This window comes from Paraburkholderia mimosarum LMG 23256 = NBRC 106338 (assembly GCF_000739815.1).
Lineage (GTDB): Bacteria > Pseudomonadota > Gammaproteobacteria > Burkholderiales > Burkholderiaceae > Paraburkholderia > Paraburkholderia mimosarum.
The window spans coordinates 25,232-49,565 of record NZ_BBJJ01000003.1; the positions used below are offsets into that span (position 1 = coordinate 25,232).

Here is a 24,334-nt window from a genome sequence, read left to right on the forward strand (position 1 = left end):
AGACGCACGTCACCGGCGGCCACGGCGAGGCAGAATGCCTGTACCGTGGCCGTTCTGCGCTGGAAAGGCCTGAAGGCCCGGGGGTTGCACGGGTATGGACGATTAACCTCAGACAGATCGCGTGCCCGCTCCCTCCCTTGGGAGCCGTACGATAGCCGGATTCAATTGGCATCCCGTGCGCGCATATCCTTGAATTCAATACCCGGCCTCCCACCCCTTTTTCGCTGACCGGAGCCAAGTCATGCCGAAAGCCGACATCGCCAAAATCGTGCACACCATCGCCGAAGAAACGAATACACCCGAGGAAACCGTGGCGCGCATTTACGCCGACACCCTCGATGAATATCGCGCCGAAGCGCGCATCCACGACTACCTCACGCTCTTCGCCGAGCGCAAAGTGCGCGCGACGCTGCGGCAAAACAGCACGAAGCACTAGCCGCACACACTGTCGCGCCTGCTTTTTCGCCTGCCGCGTCCGGCCGGCTGTCTCCTGCCACGCTCCCTCCCGCTGCGCACCTCGATCGGGTTCGCGCGGCGTCCCCGCGGCGTCCTCTTCACACGCAGCGGCGCGCGCATCGTCATCTCTTAAGGTTGGTTTAATTCTTTGCTGCAACCATAGGTTCAACCCCTGTTGAGCCGCCGGATCATCGGCGGCGTTTTTTTGCGCGGCAAATCTAGGAGGAGGAAGTCATGGTTGAAGACGACGTGCTGGTGCACCTGCAGTCCCTGCTGCGCGAGGGCGCCGCTTCGACGGTCGCGTCATGCCGTGTCTCCACGCCGCTCCAGCATCCGTGGGGCCGCGCCTACCGGCTCGTCGAATGGACGACGCCGCTCGACGACGGCGCCCGCCGCCAGGTCGTGCCCGCCGAGAGCACGGCGCTCGAAATCGCGCGCCTCGTCGCGCAGCACGTGCCCGGGCGCCGCATCCTGCTCAACGGCGAACCCGTCGCCGACGAAGCCCCGCGCACGCGCCGCCGCCGCGCGTCCAGCGCGGCGAACGCCCGCGCGGCGCGCTAGAAGCGCCGCTTTCGGGCGCCGTCGCGGCGTCAGACCGCGAGCCGCGCCAGCGACTCCTCAAATTCACGGCTCGCGCACGTCATCGGTGCGCGCAGTTCATTGCGGATCAGCCCGCGCGCCGCCAGCCCCGCCTTCACCGGCCCCGGATTCGGCTCCGCGAATGCCGCGCGCACGAGCGGCACCAACGTGTGCCAGATCGCGCGCCCATCGGCGAGACGCCCTTCCTGCAACGCGCGCGCCATTTCCACGAAACGCTCGGGACGCCAATGCGCCGACGCTGCAATCGCGCCGCTCGCGCCCGCGCACATCGCGCCGAACATCTCGATGTCCTCGCCGCATAGCACCTGCAAGCGGCCGTCGAGGATCAGGGCGAGCGTCTTGTCGAGCGAACCGCCGCAGTCCTTCACCGCGACGATGCGTTCGTGCGCGGCGAGTTCGAGCAGGCTCGTCAGCTCGATGCCCACGCCCGTGCGCGCGGGAATGTCATAGACGATCAGCGGCTTGCGGCTCGCGTTGGCGAGTGCCGAAAAATGGCCGATCACCCCGGCCTGCGAAGGACGAACGTAATAAGGCGCCGACGCCAGCACGCCCGCGATAGGCAACTCGTTGAGCGCCGCGATGCGCTCGCAGACGGCCGCCGTGTGATTGCCGCTCACGCCCGCCACGACCGGCAGGCCGCCGGCCGCGGCGAGCACGGTGGCGAGAACGTCGTCCGCCTCTTCTTCGCTCAGCGCGGCGGGCTCGCCGGTCGTGCCGAGCGCGACGAAACCGGCCACGCCGGCCTCCACGTAATGGCGCACGAGCGCGTCGAGCGCGGCGTGATCGACGGCGCCCGCGTTGAACGGCGTGATGAGCGGAATCCAGATACCCGAAAACTCAGTCATGACTTTCCCTTGAACTCGACCGTATGGAAGGTCCATCAGCGGTGCGCGGGAGGGAAGCAAGCCGGGGTTACGCGGGAGGCAAGGCGCCTTCGACTGGCTGTTCCATCGCAACATCTGACGGAACAGCAGACTCCGGTCAGATGAGCGGCTGTTTTTTGGCTTTGGCTTTCACCCACACCGACGAAGCCTGCGCGAGCGGCGACACCGCGTGCAACGCGGCGGTGACAGTCGGCAGATCGTGAGGGAGCGGGTGATGTGGCATGTCGCGCAGTGTAACCGGGTTTGGTCATCGGCGTGCGCAAGCGCGCGCTTATTCGCGCGGCAGCACCTCGAATTCCGGCGCGTCGAGCAGCAGGCCCGGCGCTTCGCCCTGGGCGCCGGGATCCCGCTTCGTGAGCTTGCCGTCAACCGAAGCCCCGCAGTCCATCTGCAGTTGCTGGTAGTAGATGTTGCCGACCACATGCGCGTTGGACTGCAGTTCGACGAAGTGATCGGCGATCACGTCGCCCTGGATACGCCCGTTCACCACGATGTCGTAACCGTGCACGTTGCCCTCGATCGCGCCGCGCTCGCTCAACACGAGCAGCGTCTTCGCGCCGGCCTTGCTCGCGACCTTGCCGCGCACCCGGCCGTCGAGACGCAGCCCGTCGGCATATTCGAGGTCGCCCGTGAGCGTGATGTCCTGGGCGATCAGCGTCGCCAGCTTGGTTTGTTCGATGCCGGGCTGCGGCTTCTTCTTGCTGCGGAACATGAAAAGCTCCCGTGAGGGGTGGATGACGAAGAGAGATGGCGCGTGCGGAGTGTCAGCGCGAACCGGCGCCGTGGCTGCGCAGGAACAGCAGCTCGGCCTGCAGCTTCGCGATCGTGGCCTGCGCGCCATCCGCCGTGGACTGGAGCACGGCGCGCGCGGCGCGCTCCTGCTCGAGCCGCAGTTGCGTTTCACTCAGTTCGCGGCTCAACGCATCGGGGGAGACCACGGGGCAGCGCACCTCGCCTTGCGGTCTGAGCAGCCACGCCGCGACGCCCGCGCCGGCCGCCGCCGCGAGCGCGGCCCACAGCAGCGCGCCGCCCAGGCGCCACGCGCGCGAGCGGACCGGTTGCAATTCGTAAGCGCGATCCGCGTGCGTGTGCACGCGTGCGGTGCGTCGCGCGTCAGCCATTGAGCGGCGCCGCGAAGAGCGCGAGGTAGTCGGCCGGATCGACGGGCTGTCCGTTCACGAGCACTTCGAAATGCAGGTGCGGGCCGGTCGAGCGGCCGGTCGAGCCCACGTCCGCGATGTGCGCCTGCGGCAGCACGATCTGGCCCACCCGCACGTCGATCTTCGACGCGTGGCCATAACGCGTGACGAAGCCGTTGCCGTGGTCGATCTCCACTGCGTTGCCGTAGCCCGCCTTCGGGCCCGCGAACATCACGCGGCCGCCCGCGGCGGCAAGAATGGGTGTGCCGGTCGGCGCGACCAGATCCATGCCCGGATGAAAGCTCAGCCGGTGCGTGAACGGGTCGATGCGATTGCCGAACGGTGAGCCGTCGCGACCACCGTCCACGGGGCGGCGGCCGGGAAACGCGGCCCACGCGGCCGTGTGCGCGGCCGTGGCCTGCTCGAGAGCGGAAAGCGTCGCGGCCATGCAGTCCAGTTCACCGTTGACGCGCTTCGCATTCGCCCGCGCAGCCGAGCCTTCCGCGCAGCGGCGCGGCGCGAGCGCGGGGCCGCCCTCGCCGTCCGCGTCGTTGCCCGTCTCGCCTGCGTCACCCTGATCGCCCGAGCGGCCTGGCACGGCAGAAGGCGTGGCGCCTCGCACGGGCCGCGCGCGCAGTCGCTGATCGAACTGCCGCAATTGCGCAAGCTCCGCTGACAGGCGCCCGATGCGCGGATCGAGCAAGGCAATCGACGCGTCCATCCGCCCGATTTCGCCGACGACGTAGTGGTGCTGGCTTGCCCCGGGCAGGCTCGCCCCGGCGACGCCCGACATGACTGGCGGTCGCGTGAAATGGCCGATCGCGACGCCGCCGGCGAGCGCCAGCACGGCGGAAGCGCACGCCGACGCGATCGCGGCGCGCCGAGCCGCGTGGTGCGTGACAAAGCGGACATCGCGCTTCGTCAGATCGTCGGCGGCACTGGACCAGGGGAATTTCATGAGCAGCCTCCTGGGGCGCGCACGCGCTGCATAGGCGCGCTCCGGAAGCGAAGTGGCGGAGCTAATGCGGACATCTTCGGCTGACATAGCCGGCATACGCCGGCCTGGAAAAATCAAAGCGTCGATTATCGTCGCGTCGCAAAAAACCCCATCCCAATTTAAATTGCGCGTCGCGCGCGCCGCCTGGAAAGGACCGGGCGAACGAGCCCCGCGGCGCGGTCTTGCGGGCGATAAACCCATGCCCGCACAGGCGAAAACGACTCGCACCGCTCGCGTCCTTCGCTGACTGCGTGGTATTGACGCACCGCTGCCGCAGCGCGTGAAGCGGCGCCTGGGCACTCCCACGGCAGGGCCGCTTTTTGGCAAAAGAACTTGACTTCTCGCGCCGCCGAACTAATATACGCACCGCGTACATCAACCAGCCATCACGGGTGCCAGCATGAGCGTTCCGCAACAAGCCTTCCTCCGTGACGCCATGCGGCGTCTGAACATGACCCGCGATGCGTTCGCGAGCCGCATCGGCGTCTCGCGCCGCGCGCTCGATACGTGGCTGCTGCCCGAAGAGTCGCAGGAATCGCGCGCCATGCCGGAAATCGTCGAGCGCTTCGTCTCGGAAATCGTCGGCAGCGCCGAGCCGCGCGAAGGCTATACGCAAAGCGTAGATTCACAGTCGCTCGCGAGCCAGATGCAGTTCGAAGGCAAACCGCAGCTGCTTTCCGTCGATCAGTTCTCGCGCGACGCCGTCGAGAAGCTGTTCCGCGTGGCGGACATCATGCAGCCCATCGCGCGCCGCCGGAAAATCTCGCGCGTGCTCGAAGGCGCGGTGCTCGGCAACCTGTTCTTCGAAGCCAGCACGCGTACGCGCGTGAGCTTCGGCGCCGCGTTCTGCCGGCTGGGCGGTTCGGTGTGCGACACGACGGGCTTCACGTTCTCCTCGATGGCGAAGGGCGAATCGATCTACGACACGAGCCGCGTGATGGCCGGCTACGTGGATGCCATGGTGATTCGGCATCCTGATCAAGGCTCGGTGGCCGAATTCGCGCGCGCCGTGAACATTCCCGTGATCAACGGCGGCGACGGTCCCGGCGAGCACCCGAGCCAGGCGCTGCTCGACCTCTACACGATCCAGCGCGAGTTCTCGCGTCTGGGCAAGATCGTCGACGGCGCGCATATCGCGCTCGTGGGCGACCTCAAGTACGGCCGCACGGTGCACTCGCTCGTGAAGCTGCTCGCGCTCTATCGCGGCATCAAGTTCACGCTGATTTCGCCGCCGCAGCTGGAAATGCCGGCGTACATCGTCGACAAGATCTCCACCAACGGCCACGTGGTCGAGCAAACGCACGACCTGCGCGCGGGCCTGCGCGGCGCAGACGTGGTGTACGCCACGCGCATCCAGAAGGAGCGTTTCGCCGACGAGTCGTTCGAAGGCTACACGCCCGAGTTCCAGATCAACCAGGCGCTGATGGACGAGTGCTGCAGCGCCGAGACGCTCGTCATGCACCCGCTGCCGCGCGACAGCCGCCCGGGCGCGAACGATCTCTCGACCGATCTGAACCATGATCCGCGCCTCGCGATCTTCCGCCAGACCGACAACGGCATTCCGGTTCGCATGGCGATATTCGCGGTGCTGCTGGGCGTGGAGAATCTCGTGCAGCACTCGATGCGCGACGCCGTATGGCGTCCGCCTGCGTACCTCGGCCCGGACGACGCCGTGTTTCACGGCATCGACTGAGCCTCGTTGCGCTCACAACGCAATCGGCCCGCACGCGTCACGCTGCGGGCCGTTTGTTTTAGCGAGTACCGCCCGTTACGACGTGCAGACCGTCACGCACGTCAGCCCTTCCGCTTTTTCGGCGGCATCGATCGCGGTTTCCAGCGCTTCGAGCGGATGGTGCTCCAGCTCAATGGCATCGAGCGGCACCTGCCCCGACCGCACGAGCGCGATCAGCGCCCGAAAGTCCGCGCCGCTGTACATGAAGTGCCCCATCAGCTCCCAATTGTTGATCAGCATCTCCCGATACGTGATGGGCAAGTCCACCTCCATACTGCCCATGAGCACCACGCGGCCGTTGCGGCACAGGCTGCGCAGCGCGGCGAGCGTAGCGTTCGGATCGGTGGCGTGACCATGTCGAAAGCGAGGTCGGCGCCGCCGTTCGCGGCGGCTCGGATCGCCTCGACGTCGCGCGCCATTTTGGGCGCCATTCATCAGCCGATTGAATCGGCGAACGGTTCGCATGCGCGCCGCCTATACTGCATGAGCGTCGCCCTTCCCTCGTCGTTTGCTGCTTGCACGCTACCTTGCGAAGCCATGCTGACCTTAGACGAAATCCGCGCGGTCCCGCTTTTCTCCTCGCTCCCCGAAGCCGAACTCGAGCGCCTCGCAAATTCCTCTGCAGACTTGCACCTGTGCCCCGGCGAATACGCCGTCCATGAAGGCGGCGAGCGCGCGCTCTACGCCGTGCTGTCCGGCAAGATGGAGGTCGTCAAGCTGTTCGACGGCGTCGAGCGCACGCTTGGCTGGCGCACGCCCGGTACGATCTTCGGCGAAGTGCCGCTCGCGCTGAGCTCGCCGTTTCCCGGCGCCTATCGTGCTGCCGTTCCCTCGCGCGTCATGCGCGTGGATGCGCAGCACTATTACGCGCTCGCCGCCGCCTCCTCCGAAGTCGCCACCCGCATGGGCGCGCTCGCGCGCGAACGCATAGGCGGCTTGCAAGGCCTTTCCGCGGAACCGCCGAAAACGCGCGTCACCCTCGTGGGCGCGCGCTGGGACCCGGCTTGCGCAAACCTGCGCCAGTTCCTCGCGCGCAACCAGATCAGCTGCGAGTGGATGACGCCCGACGCACCCGATCTCAACTCCCGCTGGAGCGGCCCCTGCCCCGAGGAACGGGACTGCCCTGCTTTGCGCCTCGCCGATGGCACGGTGCTGAGCCGCCCTGCCACGCGCGAGCTTGCCGAGCGTCTCGGGCTGCAGACCAAACCGCGTCTGATGGAATACGACACGCTGATCATCGGCGGCGGGCCCGCAGGGCTCGCCGCTGCCGTCTATGGCGCATCCGAAGGACTCCATACCATCGTGGTCGAGCGCGAAGCGCCAGGCGGTCAGGCGGGCACCTCCTCGCGCATCGAGAACTATCTGGGCTTTCCAGGCGGCATATCCGGCGACGAGCTGGCGAGCCGCGCGTTGCAACAGGCCAGACGGCTTGGCGCCGAGATCCTCGTCACGCGGGCCGTCGATCGCGTGGATGCCGCTGCGCGCGAAGTCCACCTCGACGGCGGCGACGTGGTGCGCGCGCGCACGCTCATTCTCGCAACGGGCGTGACGTGGCGGCGCCTCGCGATCGAAGGCTTCGACCGCTTCATCGGCAAGGGCATCTACTACGGCGCGGCACGCAGCGAGGCAAGCGGCACGCATGGACTCGACGTGTATCTGATCGGCGGCGGCAATTCATCGGGGCAAGCCGCACTGTACTTCGCGAGTCATGCACGCGCCGTTACGCTCCTCGTACGCGGCGACTCGCTCGAGAACAAGATGTCGCGCTACCTGGTCGAACAGCTCGCGGGAAAGACGAATGTGCGCGTCGAACTGAACGCCGAAGTGGTCGGGGTGCATGGCGATACGCACCTCACCGCCGTCGACGTTCGCGACACGGCGAGCGAGAGCGTAAGCCGCCGCGAGTGCGGCGGCCTGTTCGTCTTCATCGGCGCGGACGCGGAAACGGGCTGGCTGCCGCCGGAGATCGCCTGCGACAAGCGCGGCTACGTGCTGACCGGCGACGATAACGTAAAGGCCGGGCGCTGGGCGCACCGGCGCGACCCTTATCTGCTCGAAACGAGCGTGCCCGGCATCTTCGCCTGCGGCGACGTGCGGCTGAGCCCGGTGAAACGCGTGGCCTCGGCCGTTGGCGAAGGCAGCATGGCCATCGCCTTCGTGCATCGATATCTTCAGGAAGAGCGCGCGTAGCCTTTTCGCAAAACAGGATCGCGTGCGCCATCTTTCAAAGCGCTTTTTTCGGCCTTCAGTATTGCAAATCTGTCCGCAGCGACAGCTGCGTGCCACGCTCGCGTCAGCCACGCGACAGCGCTACGACAGTCAACCCTCTGCACTGAAAAATTCACACGTTAGCGCTTTACTTTCGCGCTCTGGAAGTGCAATTTTCAGTTCCTGGCGTGCCCGGCCGATCAACCGCGGCACCGGAATTGCTGCGCAAAAGAGGCGCGACGCTGTGAAGAAGAAGCCCTGCGCATTCATGCGCAGCTAGCGCTAGAAGTCCCGGTTCACGTTATTCATCCTGGAGTCCGCAGACCGCCATGTCCAACGAACGTCCCCTCGATGCGCCGTGCGACTGCGACGACGCCTCTCAAACTCCCAACTCGCGCGCGCCCGCCGACGTCGCGCGCCGCCGTTTTCTGCAATCGGCCGCTGCCGCTGCCGCACTGGGCGCAGCGCCTCATCTGCGTGCGCAGAATGCGCCGGGCGCCCAAACGCCAGCGCCAGCGCCCGCGCCTGCACAACCGGTCAGGCTCGACATCAACGGCCGCGAATATGTGCTGCATATCGAGCCGCGCGTCACGCTGCTCGATGCGCTGCGCGACTATGCAGGCCTCACCGGCACGAAGAAAGGATGCGACCGCGGGCAGTGCGGCGCATGTACGGTGCTGGTGGAAGGCCGGCGCATCAACAGTTGCCTCACGCTCGCAGTGATGCATGAGGGCGAGCGCATCACCACGGTCGAAGGCCTCGCCGGCGCGGCCGCGCTGAGTCCCGTGCAGCGCGCCTTTATCGAACGCGACGCCTTCCAGTGCGGCTTCTGCACGCCAGGTCAGCTGTGTTCGGCAACGGCGTGCCTGAGCGAATTCAGGACTGGCGCAGCCAGCGCCGCAACGCCCGACGTTCGCACGCGCCCCGCGCAACTGAGCGATGCGGAAATACGCGAGCGCATGAGCGGCAACCTCTGCCGATGCGGCGCCTATGTCAACATCGTGGCCGCAGTGCGCGACGCGCACGCCGCCAGCGCGTGAGAGCGGAGGCACGGCCATGGATGCCATCTCTTACCAGCGCGCCGCCGACGTCGATGGCGCGATCTCTGCCGCACAGCGTCCCGGTGCGGCTTTCATTGGCGGCGGCACGAATCTGCTCGATCTCATGAAGGGCGGCATCGAGCATCCGGTGACGCTCATCGACATCACGCGCATCGAGGCGCTCGATCGCATCGATACGCTGCCTGATGGCGGCCTGCGCATCGGCGCGCTCGTGCGCAACAGCGACGCAGCCAATCACACGCTCGTGCGCACGCGTTATCCGCTGCTCTCGCAGGCCCTGCTCGCGGGCGCCTCGCCGCAACTGCGCAACATGGCGACCGTGGGCGGCAATCTCATGCAGCGCACGCGCTGCGCGTATTTCTACGACACCGCTTTCGCTCAATGCAACAAGCGCGCGCCAGGCAGCGGCTGCGCGGCAGTCGGCGGCTTCAACCGCATGCACGCGATCCTCGGCGCGAGCGCGCAATGCGTGGCCGTCAATCCGTCCGACATGAGCGTCGCGCTCGCGGCACTCGACGCCACCGTGCAGGTGCGCGGCCCGCGCGGCGCGCGGACCATCGCGTTCGGCGCATTCCATCGCCTGCCCGGCGACCGGCCCGATCTCGACACGACGCTTCAATCAGGTGAACTGATCACGTCTGTCGATTTGCCGCCGCCCTTGTTCAGCGAGCATGCGCACTACCTCAAGGTCCGCGACCGCGCGAGCTACGCCTTCGCGCTGGTCTCGGTGGCCAGCGCGCTCCAGCTCGACGGGCACCGCGTCCGCACGGCGCGCATCGCGCTCGGCGGCGTGGCGCATCGGCCCTGGCGCGCAAACGTGGCGGAGCAGCATCTCGCGGGCCGCACGCTCAGCGCTTCGACGCTGCGCGAGGCGGCCGCGGCGGAACTCGCGCAGGCAAAGCCGCTCAGCGGCAACGCCTTCAAGGTCGGGCTCGCCCAGCGCGCGATCATCCGCTCGACGATGCTCGCTGCCGGGCAAGGCAACCGCGATGGAGACTTCGCATGAGCATGCTGACCGGACAACCCATGGACCGTATAGACGGCGTGCTCAAGGTGACGGGCGGTGCCCTCTATGCGAGCGATTTCCCCGAAACGCGGCTAGCGCATGGCGTGCTGGTGACGAGCACGATCGCGAGCGGCACCATCGCGTCGATCGACACGAGCCGCGCGCAGTCCATGCCGGGCGTGCTGCTCGTCATGACGTACCGGAACGCGATGCGCCTGCCCAACGGCGGACGCACACCGCTCAAACCGCCGGCAGGACGACACCTCACGCTGCTGCAGGACAACGTCGTGCGCTACAGCAACGAACCGGTTGCGGTCGTGGTGGCCGACACGCTGGAGCACGCCACCGACGCCGCGCATCACGTGAGCATCACCTACGCTCCCACGCAGGCCACGCTCGACTTCGACAGCGCGAAAGGCGAGGCCCATGCGCCGCCGAGCCCGATGGGGCGGCCCGTCGAATCGACGCGCGGCAACGTCGAAGCGGGCTTGCAGGAAGGCGCGGTGCGCGTCGAGGCGGTCTACACCACGCCCACGCAATTCCACAATCCCATGGAGCCGCACGCGACGATGGCGCACTGGGATGGCCCCGACCTCACGCTTTACGACGCCACCCAGGGCGTGAGCGGCGCCCGCACCGCCGTAGCGGCCGTGTTCGGCATCGCGCCCGACAACGTGCGCGTGATCTCGCCGTTCCTCGGCGGCGGCTTCGGCTGCAAGGGTTCGTCGTGGTCGCACGTGAGCCTGTGCGCGATGGCTGCGAAGCAGACGGGGCGCCCCGTGCGGCTGGCGCTCGCGCGTCCCCAGATGTTCGGTCCGGTCGGCTCGCGCCCGCACACGGAACAGCATCTCTCGCTTGCCGCACGCCCGGACGGCACGCTCACCGGACTGCGCCACGACACGCTCGCCCACACCTCCTCGTTCGAAGACTGGCTGGAGATGTGCGGCCTCGTCACGCGCATGATGTACGCGGTGCCCAATTGCAGCACGAGCCATCGTGTCGTACCACTGAATGTCGGCACTCCGACCTTCATGCGCGCGCCGGGTGAAACGACGGGCTCGTTCGCCCTCGAATCGGCGATGGACGAACTCGCCTGGCAACTGAAGATGGACCCGGTCGCGCTGCGCCTGAAGAACTACGCCGAAAGCGAGCCCCAGGATGGCAAGCCGTGGTCGTCGAAGGCGCTGCGTCAATGCTACGAAACGGGCGCGCAACGCTTCGACTGGTCGCGCCGCATCGCGACGCCGCGCGCCATGCGCAACGGCAACACGCTCATCGGCCTTGGCATGGCGAGCGCGACCTATCCCGCGAACCGCAGCGAGGCGGCCGCCGTGGCGCGCATCCTGCCCGACGGCACGGCGATGGTCGCATCGGGCACCCAGGATATCGGCACGGGCACGTACACGGTGATGACCCAGGTCGCCGCCGACGCGCTCGGCTTCCCGCCCAACCGCATTCGCTTTGCGCTGGGCGATTCGACGCTGCCGCAAGCGCCCGTCTCCGGCGGCTCGCAATCGGCCGCGAGCGTCTCGCCGGCGGTGCAGGCCGCTGCCACGGCGGCGCGCGACAAGCTCATGGCGCTTGCGCGCGCCGATCGCGCATCGCCCGTCTACGGTCTCGCCGCCGATGACGTGACCGTGCAGGACGGCTGGGTCGTGAGCCGCAGCGACAGTGCGCGCCGCGACCCGGCCGCCGCCGTCATCGCGCGCGCGGGCGGCCAGCCGATCGAGGCGCAGGTGGCCGCGAAGCCGGGCGCGGAAAAGCAGCAGTACGCGTTTCACTCATTCGGCGCCGTGTTCGCCGAAGTGCATGTCGATGCGGATATCGGAACCATACGGGTGGCGCGCATCGTCGGCGCCTACGACGTGGGGCGCGTGCTCAACGAAAAGACGGCGCGCAGCCAGCTGATGGGCGGCATGGTGTGGGGCGTGGGCACGGCGCTACACGAGGAGGGCCTCTTCGACACGCGCATGGGCCGCATCGCCAACAACAACCTCGCGGAGTATCACGTGCCCGTGAACGCGGACATCGGCGAACTCGACGTGCTGTTCGTCGGCGAGCCGGACCTGCGCTTCAACCCGGTCGGCGTTCGCGGCATTGGTGAGATCGGCATCACCGGCGTGCCGGCGGCCATCGCGAACGCCGTGTTTCACGCCACCGGCGTGCGCGTGCGCGACTTGCCGATCACGCTCGACAAGGTCGTTCCGCAGATGAATTCGCTTGCATGATCTGCACTGAGGCGGCTGCAGTGCAGGACCTGCACTCGCGCGGTGCATGAGGTGTCGGCGAATGCCGAAGTATGCGCGCGCGCCACTTGCCTCACGCGCGCGCGCGCCGCACAATCACTGATCACCCTCTTCGCGGCGTTCCACACCCATGGCCTATGCTTCGCTCGCCACCGGCGTGCTGCTCGCCGCCGGCACCGGTTCGCGCTTCGATCCCCACGGTCTGCGCAACAAGCTCCTCGCTCCCCTTCCCGAGGGCACCTGTGTCGCCCGCGAATCCGCGCAGCGGCTGTTGCGCGTCGTGCCCAAAGTCATCGCGGTGGTGCGCCCCGGTGCGGAGACGCTCGCGCATGTGCTCAACGACGCCGGTTGCGACGTGGTGTTCGCGCCAGACGCCGGGCGCGGCATGGGCGCAAGTCTTGCCGCGGGTGTGGATGCCGACCATGAAGCGGAGAGCTGGATCGTCGCGCTCGCCGACATGCCGTGCATTTCGGTCGAATCGATCGAAGCCGTGGCGCGTTCGCTGGACGGAGGAGCGCCCCTCGTCGCGCCGTTTTATCGCGGGCAGCGCGGGCACCCGGTGGGTTTCGGCTACGCGCACCGCGCGGCGCTCGTCGCGCTCGACGGCGACGCGGGCGCCCGATCGCTGCTGAGCTCGCACCCGGTCACTCGCGTCGAAGTGGACGACCCCGGCATTCTGCGCGACATCGACACGCCCGCCGACCTGAACGGGCTCTGATCGATTGCGGGGCCCATGTGCGGCGCGGTGTTCCGATTGCAGGCGCGCGTGACTGAAAAGCGCTGAAGATTGCGATTGAAAACCGCCCCCCCGATTGTCCACCAGGCATGACATCGATCGCCTAGGCTATAAGGTGACGCGCACAACGCGGCGAAACGCTTTTAGCGCAAGAGGAACTCGCGATGATCTGTTCGCATACGAATCCGCTTCCCGATCCGCTCGCCGATCCGACGCGGGACCCCGAGCGCGACCCCCTCACCCCGCCGCCACCGGGACATCACAACGACGAACCCCAGCAGCCCGAGGGGCCGCCCGACAAAGACCCGGTGTGACCGCCTGCCCGGTCTCGATGACCGGGCGTTGCATTCCACGCGGGAAACGGCGCTTGCCGGCGCAATGCAGGAGCGCCGCGGTTCTTCTTGTGGTTCGCGTCGCATGCATTTCCGAGACGGCTGGCGCGCCGGGATTTCGCATGAGCGTGCCGATGATGCGCCTGCACCGCTGGTTCGGTCCCGGCACCGCGGGTTTCCTCTTCCGATTCCGACGATGCCCCTCGTCCATCCGCCGCAGTCCGTAGGCGCGCTCGCCGATGTTTGCTCCACATCAAAGTTTGTTGTTTTGTATGAGGAAAAGCTGCCTAGGCAAGGGTTCCCCCTGGGTCGCGCGCACGTTTGCGCGAGCCGTTAACACAGGCTGACGGCCTCGTTCGCACCCACGTCCGGACCGTCAAGCAGCCCATCTCGACACCCGACCGACCATGCAGAAGATGACCCTCAACAAGAAACTCCGCTCGATGATCGCGATTCTCTGGATCGGCCTGATCTTGATCGTCGCGTTTGGCGCCTGGCAAAGCCGCGAGGCGATGATCCGCGAGCGCCGCGCGCAGCTCACCACGCTCGTGGAAGAAGCGGCGAGCGTCGCGAACTACTACTACGGCCTCTCGCAACGCAACGCGCTATCCGAAGCCGACGCCCAGAAGACGGCGCTCGCCGTGATCGGCTCGATCCGCTACGGCTCCGACGGCTATCTGAGCGTCAACAACTCGCAGGCGGTCATGCTGATGCACCCGATCAAGCCGGAGCTCAACGGCAAGGACCTCAGCGCCTCCACCGACCCCGCGGGCACCCACATATTCACTGGGCTCGTGAACGCGGCGAGCGGCCCGAACGGCGGCTTCCTCGACTACCTCTGGGCCAAGCCCGGGCAGAGCGAACCGGTGCAGAAGACGAGCTACGGACGCCGCTTCGCGCCGTGGGACTGGGTGATCGTGACCGGCATGTACATGGACGACGTGCGCGCCGAGTTCTACGACAGCCTGCTGCACTGGCTCGGCGTCACCTTCCTGCTGGGCGCCGCCGCCACCGCCGTGATGGTGTTCGTGGTGCGCAGCGTGCGCAGCAGCATCGGCGGCGAGCTCGAAGGCGCGGTGGACGCGGCCAACCGCATCGCCAACGGCGACCTCAGCCTGCATCTGCAGGTGGAAGGCTCGAACGAGCACAGCCTGATGCGTGCGCTCGCAACGATGCAAGCCTCGCTCGTGCAAACCGTCTCGCGCGTGCGCAGCGGCGCGGAGAACATCAACGTGGGCGCCAACGAGATTGCGGCAGGCAACACCGATCTCTCGCAGCGCACCGAAGAGCAGGCGGCGGCGCTCGTGCAGACCGCCTCGAGCATGGACCAGATGACGGCGAACGTGCGCCAGAACGCGGACAGCGCCCAGCATGCGGCGACGCTCGCGAGCGAGGCCGCCAACGTCGCGACGCGCGGCAGCGCCGTGGTGGACGACGTGGTGCGCACCATGGGCGAGATCACGACGAGCTCGCAGCAGATCGGCGACATCATCGGCGTGATCGACGGCATTGCGTTCCAGACCAACATCCTGGCCTTGAACGCGGCCGTGGAAGCCGCGCGTGCGGGCGAACAGGGCCGCGGCTTCGCAGTGGTGGCCGCCGAGGTACGCAGTCTCGCGCAGCGCTCGGCCACGGCCGCCAAGGAGATCAAGGCGCTGATCGAAAAGTCCACCGGCACCGTGACCGAAGGCCAGCAGCTCGTGACCAATGCGGGCTCGACGATGACCGAGATCGTGCAGTCGGTGCGGCGCGTGCACGAGATCCTCGAGGAAATCAGCAACGCCTCGCGCGAGCAGAGCGCCGGCATCGAGCAGGTCAACCGCGCCGTGGGCGAGATGGATCAGGTGACACAGCAGAATGCGGCGCTCGTCGAACAGGCCGCGGCCGCTGCGCATTCGCTCAAGGATCAGGTGAACGTGCTGCGCGAGTCGATCGCGAGCTTCCAGTTGCCGGCGCACGCTTGACGCCGCGGCGCTGATTCCCCCGCCTTCCTGCCGGGCCGCGTTCGCGGCCCGCTTCGTTTTCCGCCTCCCCTGTTCGCCCCCAGCCGCATGACGGCCCGCCACGCGCGCCCGGCCGCGTGGCGCGCGTGCGCGCAGCATTTCAATTCAATTACACAATGTTTACAATGTGACGCTGCCCCCCACCCCGCCTTGCCGATGATCCGCTCCAGGAAACCGCCGCGCGACCCGCACGCGGCCGCGACCCGTCACCCGATGCTTGCGCCGCGCCTGCCCGCGTGGCGCTCCAGGTTCATCGTGTTCGTCACGTTCGCGGCCTTCGCGGCGCTGGCGGGGCGCGCGTTCTGGGTACAGGTGGCCAATCACGGCTTCTACGTGAAGCAGGGCCAAAAGCGCTACCAGCGCACGCTGGAACTCGACGCCATGCGCGGGCGCATCGTCGACCGCAACGGCGCGCTGCTGGCCGTGAGCCTCGCGACCTTCGAAGTCTGGGTGAATCCCAGGCTGCTCGATGCGGCCGCGCACGCGCCGCTCGCACGCCTGCTCGACATGCCGCTCGCGGAGCTGGACCGGCGCGTCGGCAACGACCGCTCCTTCGTGCTGCTCAAGCGCCAGGTGGACGCAGAAACCGCGGCGCACATCGACGAGATGGGCACGGGCGGCATCACCCTGATCGCGGACTCGAAGCGCTACTACCCCGAGGGCGAATCGGCGGCGCACGTGGTGGGCTTCACCGATATCGAAGACGCGGGCCAGGAGGGCGTGGAGCTCGCCGCCAACGCGCGGCTGCGCGGCACGCCGGGCCAGCGCGAAGTCATCCGCGACCGGCTCGGGCGCGTGGTTTCGGAGCCCAGCTCACGCGTGCAGCCGCGCAACGGCGAAACCGTGCAACTCACGATCGACCGCCGCGTGCAGCAACTCGCCTACACGCAGCTCAAGGCGGCCGTGGCCAGACACCACGCCCAGGCAGGCAGCGTCGTGGTGCTCGACGCGCAGAACGGCGAAATCCTCGCGCTCGCGAACTGGCCTTCATTCGACCCGAACGACCGCGCGCGGCTCACCGGCAATCAGTTGCGAAATCGCGCCGTGGTCGACACGTTCGAGCCCGGTTCGACGATCAAGCCCGTGGTGGTCTCGCTCGCGATGGATCTGCGCAAGGTCAACGCGAACACGATCATCGACACATCGCCGGGCACGTACCGCATCGGCCCCGCAACGATCCACGACACCTCGAACCACGGCCGCATGACCGTGGCCGAGGCCATCCAGAAGTCGAGCAATATCGCGCTCGCCAAGCTCGCGCTGAATCTCCCCGCGCAGACCATCTGGGACAAGTATCAGGCGTACGGCCTTGGGGAGAAGCCCGGCGTCACGTTCCCCGGCGTGGCGGCTGGCCGCGTGCGGCCGTGGGCGCGCTGGCGGCCCATCGAGCAGGCGACGATGGCGTACGGCTATGGCCTTTCCGCGTCGCTCCTGCAGATGGCGCAGATCTACACGGCCTACGCCGGGGACGGCACGCTGCATCCGGTCACGCTGCTGCGCGATGGGCAAGGCGACCCGGGCAGCGCGCAAATGCCAACGCAGGCACGGGGCCCGCGCAGCGTCACGACGCCGGCCACGGCGGCCGCCATGCGCAAGATGCTGGAGATGGCGACGAGCGACGGCGGCACGGGGCGGGCCGCCAACGTGGACGGCTATCGTGTGGGCGGCAAGACGGGCACGGCGCGCAAGCAGATCGGCGCGGGCTATGCGAAGAACCGCTATCGCGCGCTGTTCGTCGGCATGGCGCCGATGAGCGCACCGCGCGTGATCGTGGCGGTGATGATCGACGACCCGGCGGGCAAGGCCTTCTATGGCGGCACGGTCGCTGGGCCCGTGTTCGCGGGCGTGACGGCCGGCGCGCTGCAACTGCTCGGCGTGCCGCCGGACACCGCGGCCAGCGCGGAGGGCACCTCGGCATCCCGGATGGCGGCGTGCGGCGCGGCCGATACGAACTGCGCCGCCCGGTCGACACGCTGATTGGGGCAGTGCGCGTCGGCATCCCGCGCACGGCTCGCGCACGGTTACCGAGCGGAGCGTCTCTTAACGTCGAACGGCGCTGTCAATGATGGCGATACACGCGCGACGGCTCGCCGCCTGACACGGTAGCGGGCCCGCCACTTTCCACGTTCACCGCAGGCGGGTCGCCATAACCGGATTGCGCGACCGGTTCCTGGCGCTGCCGCTCTTGCGCGAGGCGCGCTTGTTCGGCGCGCTTTTCCGCGAGGCGGCGCATGGCGAGTTCCACGTCGTCGGGATACGTGGCGTTGTTCGCCGCCGACGGGTTGTAGCCCACCGACTCCAGATCGATCAGCTCCTGGGACACCTGAGCGCGCGTCACCGGGCCATTGCCGTTGCCGGCGGACTGGGCAAACGACACAGCGGGCACGATCGCCATCATAGAAACCACCGCCGCGCGGAGCATTACATTCTTCACCTTGCTTTCCTCTTTGTTCAAGGACTCACGGCCCGTGTGGCGCGATGAGTCGATGCGCAAAGTCTACGCAGAGGTGCAATGGGCAAAAACCGGCTCGCGCGGGAGAGAGTCTTCTATTCCGCGCAAGATTGGTGAGGACTTCTGTGCGCTCAGATCTGATCGCGGCCGAATGCGCGCAGCCCATCGAGATCGAGCACATCCACGCGGTTGTACGAGAGCGAGACGAGCCCGTGCCGCTCGAGCGTCTGCAAGGCCTGGTTGATTCGCTGCCGCGACGCGCCCGCCAGCATGCCGATCTCCTCCTGCGAGATGTCGAGCGCACGTCCCGTCTCGGGATAGAGATCGGGATTGAACATTTGCGCGAGCGACTGCGCGACCCGCGCATCCACGTCGAGCAACCGGCTGTTCTGGATCAGCGCGATGAACTCGCCCATGCGGTTGTTGAGCTGGTGGATCACGAAGCGGTTGAACGGCAGGCTGCAGTCCATGAGCCGGTGAAAGGTGTCCGCGGGCACGGCCATGACGAGCGACGGCTGCAGCGCGATCACGTCGTACTTGCGCGGCTCGCGCTTGATGACACTGCCCTCGCCGAACCAGCCGCCATGCGGCACGCCCGAGAACGTGCAGCCGCGCCCCGAAGCGTTGAAGATCGCGAGCTTCACGAGACCCTGGCTCACGCCGAGCCACCAGTCGGAGGGCGCTTCGCGCGCGGCGACGATGGCGCCCGCGGCATAGCCCTGGGCATGCGAGGAAGCCAGCACCCAGGCGCGATGCTCGGGCGCGAGTGCGCGAAACCACGTGCAGCGCTCGAAGAGCGCGGCAAGGCGCGGCGCGTTCGCGGCGTCGATGCGTTCGCCCTCGCGCCATGAATCGCGCTCGGGCGGCGCCGGGTCTGGAGGCATAATGGATTGCGACATCGCGCTTTCCTGGGTTAAGTCAATTTTTGGCTGGATCGTATCGATCGGGATCGTGCAAAGCGGCCTGCTCTGTCGTGCCGGCGACAGACTGGCAGGCGCGCCCCTGCTACGGTAGCGCGAATCATACCTATAAACCGATAACCGGCCGCCCCGGCCCAATCTATCGTCTGGAGACAGCCATGTTGCACCCGTACGAAGAAGGTCTCGCGCAGTGCGAGGCCAATTATGTGCCGCTCACGCCCATCGATTTCATCGCCCGCGCCGCCGAAGTCTATGGCGACCGGCTCGCGGTGGTCCACGGCGACGTACGCCGCAACTGGCGCGAGACCTACGCGCGCACGCGGCGGCTGGCCAGCGCGCTCGCGCAGGCGGGCATCGGCCGCGGCGACACCGTGGCGGCACTGCTGCCCAATATCCCCGCTATGGTCGAGGCGCACTTCGGCGTGCCCATGGCGGGCGCCGTGCTCAACACGCTCAACACGCGACTCGATGTCGCAACCATGCTGTTCATGCTGCGTCATGGCGAAGCGAAGGCGCTGATCGTCGATACCGAATACGCCGCGCTCGCGCAGCGCGCGGCAATCGCGTTTCCTAACCTCAAGATCATCAGCGTGGCCGACATCGCGCCCGCCGATCCCGAGAGCTTCGCGCGTGCGACCGACTACGAGGCCTTCCTCGAACAGGGCGACCCCGAGTTCGCCTGGACGCCGCCGAGCGACGAATGGGACGCCATCGCGCTCAATTACACCTCGGGCACCACGGGCGACCCCAAGGGCGTGGTCTATCACCATCGCGGGGCCTACCTCAACGCGGTGAGCAACATCCTCGAATGGGATCTGCCCAAGCACGCCGTGTACCTCTGGACGCTGCCGCTCTTTCACTGCAACGGCTGGTGCTTCGCCTGGACGATCGCCGCGCGCGCGGGCGTGAACGTATGCCTGCGCAGGTTCGACGCGAAGCTCGTGTTCGATCTCATTCGCAGTGAGCGCGTCACGCACTATTGCGGCGCGCCGATCGTGCAGGGCGCACTCGCCGACGCCCCCTCCGAATATCGCGAAGGCATCGCCCACACGGTGCACACGATGGTCGCCGGTGCGCCGCCCGCACCCGCCGTGATCGCGAAGATGAAGTCGATCGGCATCGAGCTCACGCATGTCTATGGATTGACCGAGGTGTACGGCCCCGCGGCGGTGTGCGCGGTGCAGGAAAGCTGGAAGACGCTGCCCGAAGACGAGCAGGCGCGCCTCGCCGCTCGCCAGGGCGTGCGCTATCACCTGCAAAGCGGCGTGAGCGTGCGCAACGCACAGACAATGGAGCCCGTGCCGGCGGACGGTGAAACGCTCGGCGAGATCATGTTCCGCGGCAACATCTGCATGAAGGGCTACCTCAAGAACGAGCGAGCGACTGAAGAGGCGTTCCGCGGAGGCTGGTTCCACACGGGCGACCTCGGCGTGATGACGCCCGACGGCTACGTGCGCATCACCGACCGCAGCAAGGACATCATCATTTCGGGCGGCGAGAACATTTCGAGCATCGAAGTCGAAGACACGCTGTATCGCCACCCGGCCGTCGCGCTTGCCGCAGTCGTGGCGATGCCCGATCCGAAGTGGGGCGAAGTGCCTTGCGCGTTCGTCGAACTGCGGCCCGGCGCGAGCGCCACGGCCGAGGAGATCATCGCGCACTGCCGGCTCTTTCTCGCGCACTACAAGGTGCCGCGCGCCGTGAGATTCGGCGAGCTGCCGCGCACGGCAACGGGCAAGATCCAGAAATATGAGTTGCGCACGCAACTGAATTCGCAAAGCGCAATCGATTTGAGCAGCGCAGAAGCGGCGCAAGCTCCGCAATCGCCGCCTCAGACGAACCGGTAAAAAAGGCATTGTGAGTCTTTGCGGCATGCATCGACTGCGATCCACGAGACATTCGGGCGGCCACCGCAGCCCGAATGTAACGTCAGTTGACAGCCCGACCCTCGGGCGCTTTCCGTCATTTGCGAAGGGCGGCGTTTAATCCTTTCTGCATCAAGGGCCGATTGTCAGATCGGCCCTTTTGCGCCTTTTGTGCAGGAAGAATCGTATGAAACGAAAGCTTACAAGTAGTCACGCATTGCCCCTCTTCCGACCGATAAGCTTTGAACCGTGGTCGCAACGCAAGGCACATCGCTGCCGTGCGACGACGCAATCGAAGAGGAGGTAACTGCAATGAATACGAAGAGCTGGAAGACCCCCGCCCGCGCTATCGCTGCTGCGCTCGTCGCCGGCGGCGCCTTGCTGGGCGCATCGAGCGCGTTTGCTCAGTCCGCGCCGTTTGGCGCGCGTGCCGATTCGGCACACCAATACGGCGCGCCGCACATGATGCCGGTGGACGCACACGTGTCGATTGGCTGGCACGAGGGCCGTTACTACGATGGCCACCGCTACTGGGAGCACGACGAGTGGATGCACCGTCATCCGCATGATCCGGGTCCCCCGCGCTACCGCGACGACGACCGTCGTCCGCCACCCCCGCCGCGTTACTGATCCGTGATCCAGAAGCCGCGCTCGCTCGCGGCGCCCGATAGCGGCACACCGAGGCCGGTCCTCCCGAGAGGGAGACCGGCCTCGGCACATTTCCGGGCCTGACTTCTCCGCGCGTGGATGTTGGCGAAAAAATCGTTCGCTATCCGAATCGTTTTTCCGAAACGGGCCGCCATACAGTGCATCCAGCGCGCGATGCAAACGCGGGCCGGCGCCGCGAAAGGTCGCGGTCAGTAATGGCGGGTAATGCGCGTGCGTTGCCGGCCGCGCGGGCGGCAGGTACCGTTAATGGGCGTTTCGTTCCCCGGAGCGCACCGTGTATTCTCATTGCCCGGCAGCGATGGCCGGGATTTTTTGCGCGCTCGCGGCGGCGCAACGCCGGACACTAGCGCGCTTCAGGCGCCACGCGCACCAGGTTTTTTTTCCGATTGCGCCAACCATTTTGCGGACGTAAGGTGCAACTGCCTCTTGAGAACAGGCGAGCCTTGTAACCCCGGTCGTGAGACATTCCGACCGGGGATTTTTTTGCACGCCTGGCGCCTGGCTATTCGTCCGACGGGCGTGGGCGATGGGAGGCTTGCGCGTCGGCGCCGGAACGGCGCCGCGAGAGAAGGGATATGACGGATCACCGAATGAGGAGTTCGGCTTCGCTCCAGCCAGAGCTAGATCCGTCATGGCGAGCATTATCAGGCCACAAGGCCGGTGCGTCACTAGCACCTGGCGCAAGAAACCCTTACATAAATTGGCACGATAGGGGGACGGACGAGGAAAGCCGCCCGTGCGCATCGGTTAACATGGTGGCTTAGCCCGCGTCACCCACCTGCCGTACCAACCCGCCTGTGCCTACTTTCACGCTCGCCCATCCCGTCAGCGCGGAACTCGAGATCCGCAAGAGCCGTTTCATCGCGCACGCCATTCCCGTTGCCAACCGCGAAGCGGCCATGGCGGAAATACACCGTCTGCGCGACGAACACCCCACCGCCGCGCACGTCTGCTGGGCGCTGCTCGCGGGCGGCCAGTCCGGCATGTCGGACGACGGCGAACCTTCGGGCACCGCGGGACGGCCGATCCTCGAAGTCCTGCGCCACCACGACCTCGACGGCGTGCTCGCTGCCGTGGTTCGCTACTACGGCGGCGTGAAGCTCGGCGCGGGCGGCCTCGTGCGGGCCTATACCGACGCCATCGCCAGCGCGTTGCATGGAGCCGTGCGCGTCGAACGCATCGAGCAGGCGCGCCTTACCGTCGAGATGGGCTACCCCGACGAAACCCGCGTTCGCCACTGGATCGAGCAGGCGCAATTCGCGCTCGTCGAGAGTCAGTACACGATGACCGTCCGCCTCACGATCCAGTTGCCCGCCAGCGCCATTGGCACCGCCCGCGACGCGCTGCGCGACCTCACGCAGGGCCGCGCGGGATTTCCGGAGCACGTCTGAGGCCGCGTCGCGCGCGATGCCGCGCGACGAAGCGCGTGATTCTTTCAACTTATTTTCGATACTTACATAAAGTTTCCAGCAAGCTTGCCGTAATGAAAGCATGGCCGCGCAATCGCGCGTCCCGTCGATCCGACGCACCAGGAACGAACGGACCTCTTTCATGGCAAGCACGATCACGAACACCACCAACGCCACCAACGCCACGATTGCCAGCGCGAACAGCGCCTTGAACGACGCCGCGCAATCGATCATCAGCGGCGCCACCCACTCCTCGCTCGACGTCAACCAGCTCGTCAAGGCGCTCGTCAATGCGAAGATCGCAGGGCCGAGCGCGATCCTCGTCGCGAAGCAAAACGCCAGCAACACGACGCTGTCGGCGCTCGGCACGCTGAAGTCGGCGCTCGCCTCGCTTCAGACCACACTCGAACCGTTCAAGGACGGCGCCGCGCTGCAACGCTTCACCGTCGCGACGAGCGAGAAAGACAAAGGTTTGAGCGCGGTGGCCGGCAAGGGCGCCGTGGCGAGCCGCTTCACCGTGGAAGTCGATCATCTGGCGACGGCGCACAAACTTGCCTCGGATGCATTCGACACCAGCGAGACGCTCGGCGAGGGGAGCCTCGACATCTCGGTGGGCGGCAGCGCCATGCGCCTGACCCTCGCCGCGGGCAGCAACACGCTCACGGACGTCGCCGCGGCGATCAACCGGGCGAAGGATAATCCGGGCGTCACGGCGTCGGTCATCAACGGCTCGGACGGCCAGCATCTCGTGCTGACCTCGAACAAGACGGGCGTGGTCAACGCAATCGAGGTGACGCCGGGGTCGGGTGTCGACGCGCGCCTTGGGTCCGCACAAATGCGCGAAGTCGTGGCGGCCGGCGACGCCGAAGTGCGCATCGACGGCACCCGCGCGACGAGCGCGAGCAACACGCTGGAGGACGTGGTCAGCGGGCTCACGATCAAGCTCGAAAGCGCCTCGGCGGGCACGAAGCAGACGCTCACCATTGCGCCCGACACCGAAGCGACGGGCACCGCTATCCGCAATTTCGTGAAGGCGTACAACAGCTATGTCGATGCCCTCAACGGGCTGACCTCCTACACGGCCGGCACGGGCTCGACTGGCGCGCAGGCGGGCGCGCTGCTCGGCGACTCGATTGCGCGCACGCTCGCGGCGGCGCTGCCCGCGGTCGTTGCGGCGGGTGCGAAGGGCAGCGACGGCACGCGCCATTCGCTAGGCGAGCTCGGCATAAAGCTCGACAAGAGCGGCAAGCTGGAGATCGACGACGAGACGTTCAAGACAGCGCTGCAACCGGGCAACAGTGCCATTGCCGCGCTGTTCCGCAGTGACGGCATGGCCGCGAAGATGAACAGCGCCATCACGCCCTACGTGCAGTCGAGCGGCATCATCGAGCGGCGCAGCACGGCGATCAACAAGGAGATCGAGGACACCAGGAAGCAAGCGGCCACGCTCGATGCGCGCGCCACTCAGCTCACCGCGCAATTCAACCGCCAGTTCACCGCGCTCAATACGCTGATGTCGATGATGAACCAGAGCCAGCAATACCTGACGCAGCTTTTCGGCGGCGCCAACAGCGCGGGCGCGCTGGCGACCAACCACAAATAGCGCTTGCCGGAACGCG

21 protein-coding genes and 1 pseudogene are annotated in these 24,334 nt (G+C 67.1%); 15 read left to right on the plus strand and 7 right to left on the minus strand.

Translation table 11 applies throughout. The features are described from left to right. Positions 1–241 precede the first annotated feature (241 nt). Positions 242–436, plus strand: coding sequence for a DUF3562 domain-containing protein (locus tag BMI01S_RS03695; protein ID WP_028209605.1), 195 nt, complete (start codon positions 242–244; stop codon positions 434–436). Between the two features lie 254 nt (positions 437–690). Next, positions 691–921, plus strand: a pseudogene (locus BMI01S_RS03700) (DUF2866 domain-containing protein); the annotation flags it as partial. A gap of 125 nt (positions 922–1,046) precedes the next feature. Here BMI01S_RS03700 and dapA read toward each other — a convergent pair. The 4 genes from dapA to BMI01S_RS03720 form a co-directional block, all read right to left on the minus strand. Continuing rightward, positions 1,047–1,901: a 4-hydroxy-tetrahydrodipicolinate synthase gene (gene dapA / locus BMI01S_RS03705; RefSeq protein WP_028230639.1), complete on the minus strand. Its 855-nt coding sequence runs from the start codon at positions 1,899–1,901 to the stop codon at positions 1,047–1,049. 310 nt (positions 1,902–2,211) lie between these two features. Continuing rightward, positions 2,212–2,652: a bactofilin family protein gene (locus BMI01S_RS03710; protein WP_028230640.1), complete on the minus strand. Its 441-nt coding sequence runs from the start codon at positions 2,650–2,652 to the stop codon at positions 2,212–2,214. Positions 2,653–2,704: 52 nt separating this feature from the next. Continuing rightward, on the minus strand, positions 2,705–3,061 hold the full coding sequence (locus BMI01S_RS03715) for a hypothetical protein (protein WP_042288342.1): 357 nt from the start codon (positions 3,059–3,061) through the stop codon (positions 2,705–2,707). Further along, positions 3,054–4,037, minus strand: coding sequence for a M23 family metallopeptidase (locus BMI01S_RS03720; protein WP_036044717.1), 984 nt, complete (start codon positions 4,035–4,037; stop codon positions 3,054–3,056). The genes BMI01S_RS03715 and BMI01S_RS03720 overlap by 8 nt, the downstream gene beginning before the upstream one ends. Positions 4,038–4,476: 439 nt before the next feature. Here BMI01S_RS03720 and BMI01S_RS03725 point away from each other — a divergent pair, with 439 nt between their 5' ends. Next, complete coding sequence (locus BMI01S_RS03725; RefSeq protein ID WP_028209610.1) at positions 4,477–5,769, plus strand: aspartate carbamoyltransferase; 1,293 nt, start codon at positions 4,477–4,479, stop codon at positions 5,767–5,769. 75 nt (positions 5,770–5,844) lie between these two features. On the opposite strand, the gene BMI01S_RS40635 is transcribed toward BMI01S_RS03725, so the two are convergent. Further along, the gene (locus tag BMI01S_RS40635; protein WP_154671206.1) at positions 5,845–6,243 is read right to left on the minus strand and encodes an MDR/zinc-dependent alcohol dehydrogenase-like family protein; all 399 of its coding nucleotides are present in this window, start codon (positions 6,241–6,243) and stop codon (positions 5,845–5,847) included. A gap of 102 nt (positions 6,244–6,345) precedes the next feature. Between BMI01S_RS40635 and BMI01S_RS03735 the strand changes: the two genes are divergently transcribed. The 8 genes from BMI01S_RS03735 to BMI01S_RS03765 all read left to right on the plus strand — a co-directional run bounded on the left by BMI01S_RS03735 (position 6,346) and on the right by BMI01S_RS03765 (position 17,377). Next, the gene (locus BMI01S_RS03735) at positions 6,346–7,998 is read left to right on the plus strand and encodes an FAD-dependent oxidoreductase (protein ID WP_028209612.1); all 1,653 of its coding nucleotides are present in this window, start codon (positions 6,346–6,348) and stop codon (positions 7,996–7,998) included. A gap of 347 nt (positions 7,999–8,345) precedes the next feature. Further along, a complete protein-coding gene (locus tag BMI01S_RS03740) occupies positions 8,346–9,056 on the plus strand; it encodes a (2Fe-2S)-binding protein (RefSeq protein WP_028209613.1) in 711 nt (236 codons plus the stop codon). Between the two features lie 16 nt (positions 9,057–9,072). Further along, positions 9,073–10,083, plus strand: a complete 1,011-nt coding sequence (locus tag BMI01S_RS03745; RefSeq protein WP_028230644.1) for an FAD binding domain-containing protein — start codon at positions 9,073–9,075, stop codon at positions 10,081–10,083. After that, entirely contained in the window at positions 10,080–12,311 is a 2,232-nt protein-coding gene (locus BMI01S_RS03750) for a xanthine dehydrogenase family protein molybdopterin-binding subunit (RefSeq protein ID WP_028230645.1), read from the plus strand. The genes BMI01S_RS03745 and BMI01S_RS03750 overlap by 4 nt, the downstream gene beginning before the upstream one ends. Before the next feature lie 148 nt (positions 12,312–12,459). Then, complete coding sequence (locus BMI01S_RS03755; protein WP_028209616.1) at positions 12,460–13,047, plus strand: nucleotidyltransferase family protein; 588 nt, start codon at positions 12,460–12,462, stop codon at positions 13,045–13,047. Positions 13,048–13,229: 182 nt separating this feature from the next. Next, positions 13,230–13,379 carry a hypothetical protein gene (locus BMI01S_RS41845; RefSeq protein ID WP_167334413.1) on the plus strand — a complete coding sequence of 50 codons (150 nt, stop codon included), beginning with the start codon at positions 13,230–13,232 and terminating at the stop codon, positions 13,377–13,379. A gap of 434 nt (positions 13,380–13,813) precedes the next feature. Beyond that, positions 13,814–15,361 (plus strand): methyl-accepting chemotaxis protein, encoded by a 1,548-nt coding sequence (locus BMI01S_RS03760; protein ID WP_028230646.1) that lies wholly within the window; start codon positions 13,814–13,816, stop codon positions 15,359–15,361. A 195-nt stretch (positions 15,362–15,556) separates the two neighbouring features. Next, positions 15,557–17,377, plus strand: coding sequence for a peptidoglycan D,D-transpeptidase FtsI family protein (locus BMI01S_RS03765; RefSeq protein WP_042288349.1), 1,821 nt, complete (start codon positions 15,557–15,559; stop codon positions 17,375–17,377). 82 nt (positions 17,378–17,459) lie between these two features. On the opposite strand, the gene BMI01S_RS03770 is transcribed toward BMI01S_RS03765, so the two are convergent. Beyond that, positions 17,460–17,834: a DUF4148 domain-containing protein gene (locus BMI01S_RS03770; protein ID WP_028209618.1), complete on the minus strand. Its 375-nt coding sequence runs from the start codon at positions 17,832–17,834 to the stop codon at positions 17,460–17,462. Between the two features lie 149 nt (positions 17,835–17,983). Next, complete coding sequence (locus BMI01S_RS03775) at positions 17,984–18,736, minus strand: Crp/Fnr family transcriptional regulator (RefSeq protein ID WP_154671211.1); 753 nt, start codon at positions 18,734–18,736, stop codon at positions 17,984–17,986. Between the two features lie 194 nt (positions 18,737–18,930). Between BMI01S_RS03775 and BMI01S_RS03780 the strand changes: the two genes are divergently transcribed. The 4 genes from BMI01S_RS03780 (at position 18,931) to fliD (ending at position 24,318) form a co-directional block, all read left to right on the plus strand. Continuing rightward, entirely contained in the window at positions 18,931–20,619 is a 1,689-nt protein-coding gene (locus BMI01S_RS03780; RefSeq protein ID WP_028209620.1) for an acyl-CoA synthetase, read from the plus strand. 330 nt (positions 20,620–20,949) lie between these two features. After that, a complete protein-coding gene (locus BMI01S_RS03785; RefSeq protein ID WP_028209621.1) occupies positions 20,950–21,267 on the plus strand; it encodes a hypothetical protein in 318 nt (105 codons plus the stop codon). A gap of 836 nt (positions 21,268–22,103) precedes the next feature. Continuing rightward, positions 22,104–22,697, plus strand: a complete 594-nt coding sequence (locus BMI01S_RS03795; protein WP_028230648.1) for an IMPACT family protein — start codon at positions 22,104–22,106, stop codon at positions 22,695–22,697. A 160-nt stretch (positions 22,698–22,857) separates the two neighbouring features. After that, positions 22,858–24,318, plus strand: coding sequence for a flagellar filament capping protein FliD (fliD, locus tag BMI01S_RS03800; protein WP_036044723.1), 1,461 nt, complete (start codon positions 22,858–22,860; stop codon positions 24,316–24,318). The last annotated feature ends 16 nt before the right edge of the window (positions 24,319–24,334 follow it).

What these genes read in the sequence shown, in the direction of transcription:
- BMI01S_RS03755 (WP_028209616.1), top strand. Translation starts at nt 12,460, where the DNA reads ATGGCCTATGCTTCGCTCGCCACCGGCGTGCTGCTCGCCGCCGGCACC.
- BMI01S_RS40635 (WP_154671206.1), bottom strand. Translation starts at nt 6,243, where the DNA reads ATGAATGGCGCCCAAAATGGCGCGCGACGTCGAGGCGATCCGAGCCGC.
- BMI01S_RS03765 (WP_042288349.1), top strand. Translation starts at nt 15,557, where the DNA reads ATGATCCGCTCCAGGAAACCGCCGCGCGACCCGCACGCGGCCGCGACC.
- BMI01S_RS03750 (WP_028230645.1), top strand. Translation starts at nt 10,080, where the DNA reads ATGAGCATGCTGACCGGACAACCCATGGACCGTATAGACGGCGTGCTC.
- BMI01S_RS03785 (WP_028209621.1), top strand. Translation starts at nt 20,950, where the DNA reads ATGAATACGAAGAGCTGGAAGACCCCCGCCCGCGCTATCGCTGCTGCG.
- BMI01S_RS03725 (WP_028209610.1), top strand. Translation starts at nt 4,477, where the DNA reads ATGAGCGTTCCGCAACAAGCCTTCCTCCGTGACGCCATGCGGCGTCTG.
- BMI01S_RS03775 (WP_154671211.1), bottom strand. Translation starts at nt 18,736, where the DNA reads ATGCCTCCAGACCCGGCGCCGCCCGAGCGCGATTCATGGCGCGAGGGC.
- BMI01S_RS03740 (WP_028209613.1), top strand. Translation starts at nt 8,346, where the DNA reads ATGTCCAACGAACGTCCCCTCGATGCGCCGTGCGACTGCGACGACGCC.
- fliD (WP_036044723.1), top strand. Translation starts at nt 22,858, where the DNA reads ATGGCAAGCACGATCACGAACACCACCAACGCCACCAACGCCACGATT.
- BMI01S_RS03760 (WP_028230646.1), top strand. Translation starts at nt 13,814, where the DNA reads ATGACCCTCAACAAGAAACTCCGCTCGATGATCGCGATTCTCTGGATC.
- BMI01S_RS03715 (WP_042288342.1), bottom strand. Translation starts at nt 3,061, where the DNA reads ATGGCTGACGCGCGACGCACCGCACGCGTGCACACGCACGCGGATCGC.
- BMI01S_RS03695 (WP_028209605.1), top strand. Translation starts at nt 242, where the DNA reads ATGCCGAAAGCCGACATCGCCAAAATCGTGCACACCATCGCCGAAGAA.
- BMI01S_RS03720 (WP_036044717.1), bottom strand. Translation starts at nt 4,037, where the DNA reads ATGAAATTCCCCTGGTCCAGTGCCGCCGACGATCTGACGAAGCGCGAT.
- BMI01S_RS41845 (WP_167334413.1), top strand. Translation starts at nt 13,230, where the DNA reads ATGATCTGTTCGCATACGAATCCGCTTCCCGATCCGCTCGCCGATCCG.
- BMI01S_RS03710 (WP_028230640.1), bottom strand. Translation starts at nt 2,652, where the DNA reads ATGTTCCGCAGCAAGAAGAAGCCGCAGCCCGGCATCGAACAAACCAAG.
- dapA (WP_028230639.1), bottom strand. Translation starts at nt 1,901, where the DNA reads ATGACTGAGTTTTCGGGTATCTGGATTCCGCTCATCACGCCGTTCAAC.
- BMI01S_RS03780 (WP_028209620.1), top strand. Translation starts at nt 18,931, where the DNA reads ATGTTGCACCCGTACGAAGAAGGTCTCGCGCAGTGCGAGGCCAATTAT.
- BMI01S_RS03745 (WP_028230644.1), top strand. Translation starts at nt 9,073, where the DNA reads ATGGATGCCATCTCTTACCAGCGCGCCGCCGACGTCGATGGCGCGATC.
- BMI01S_RS03735 (WP_028209612.1), top strand. Translation starts at nt 6,346, where the DNA reads ATGCTGACCTTAGACGAAATCCGCGCGGTCCCGCTTTTCTCCTCGCTC.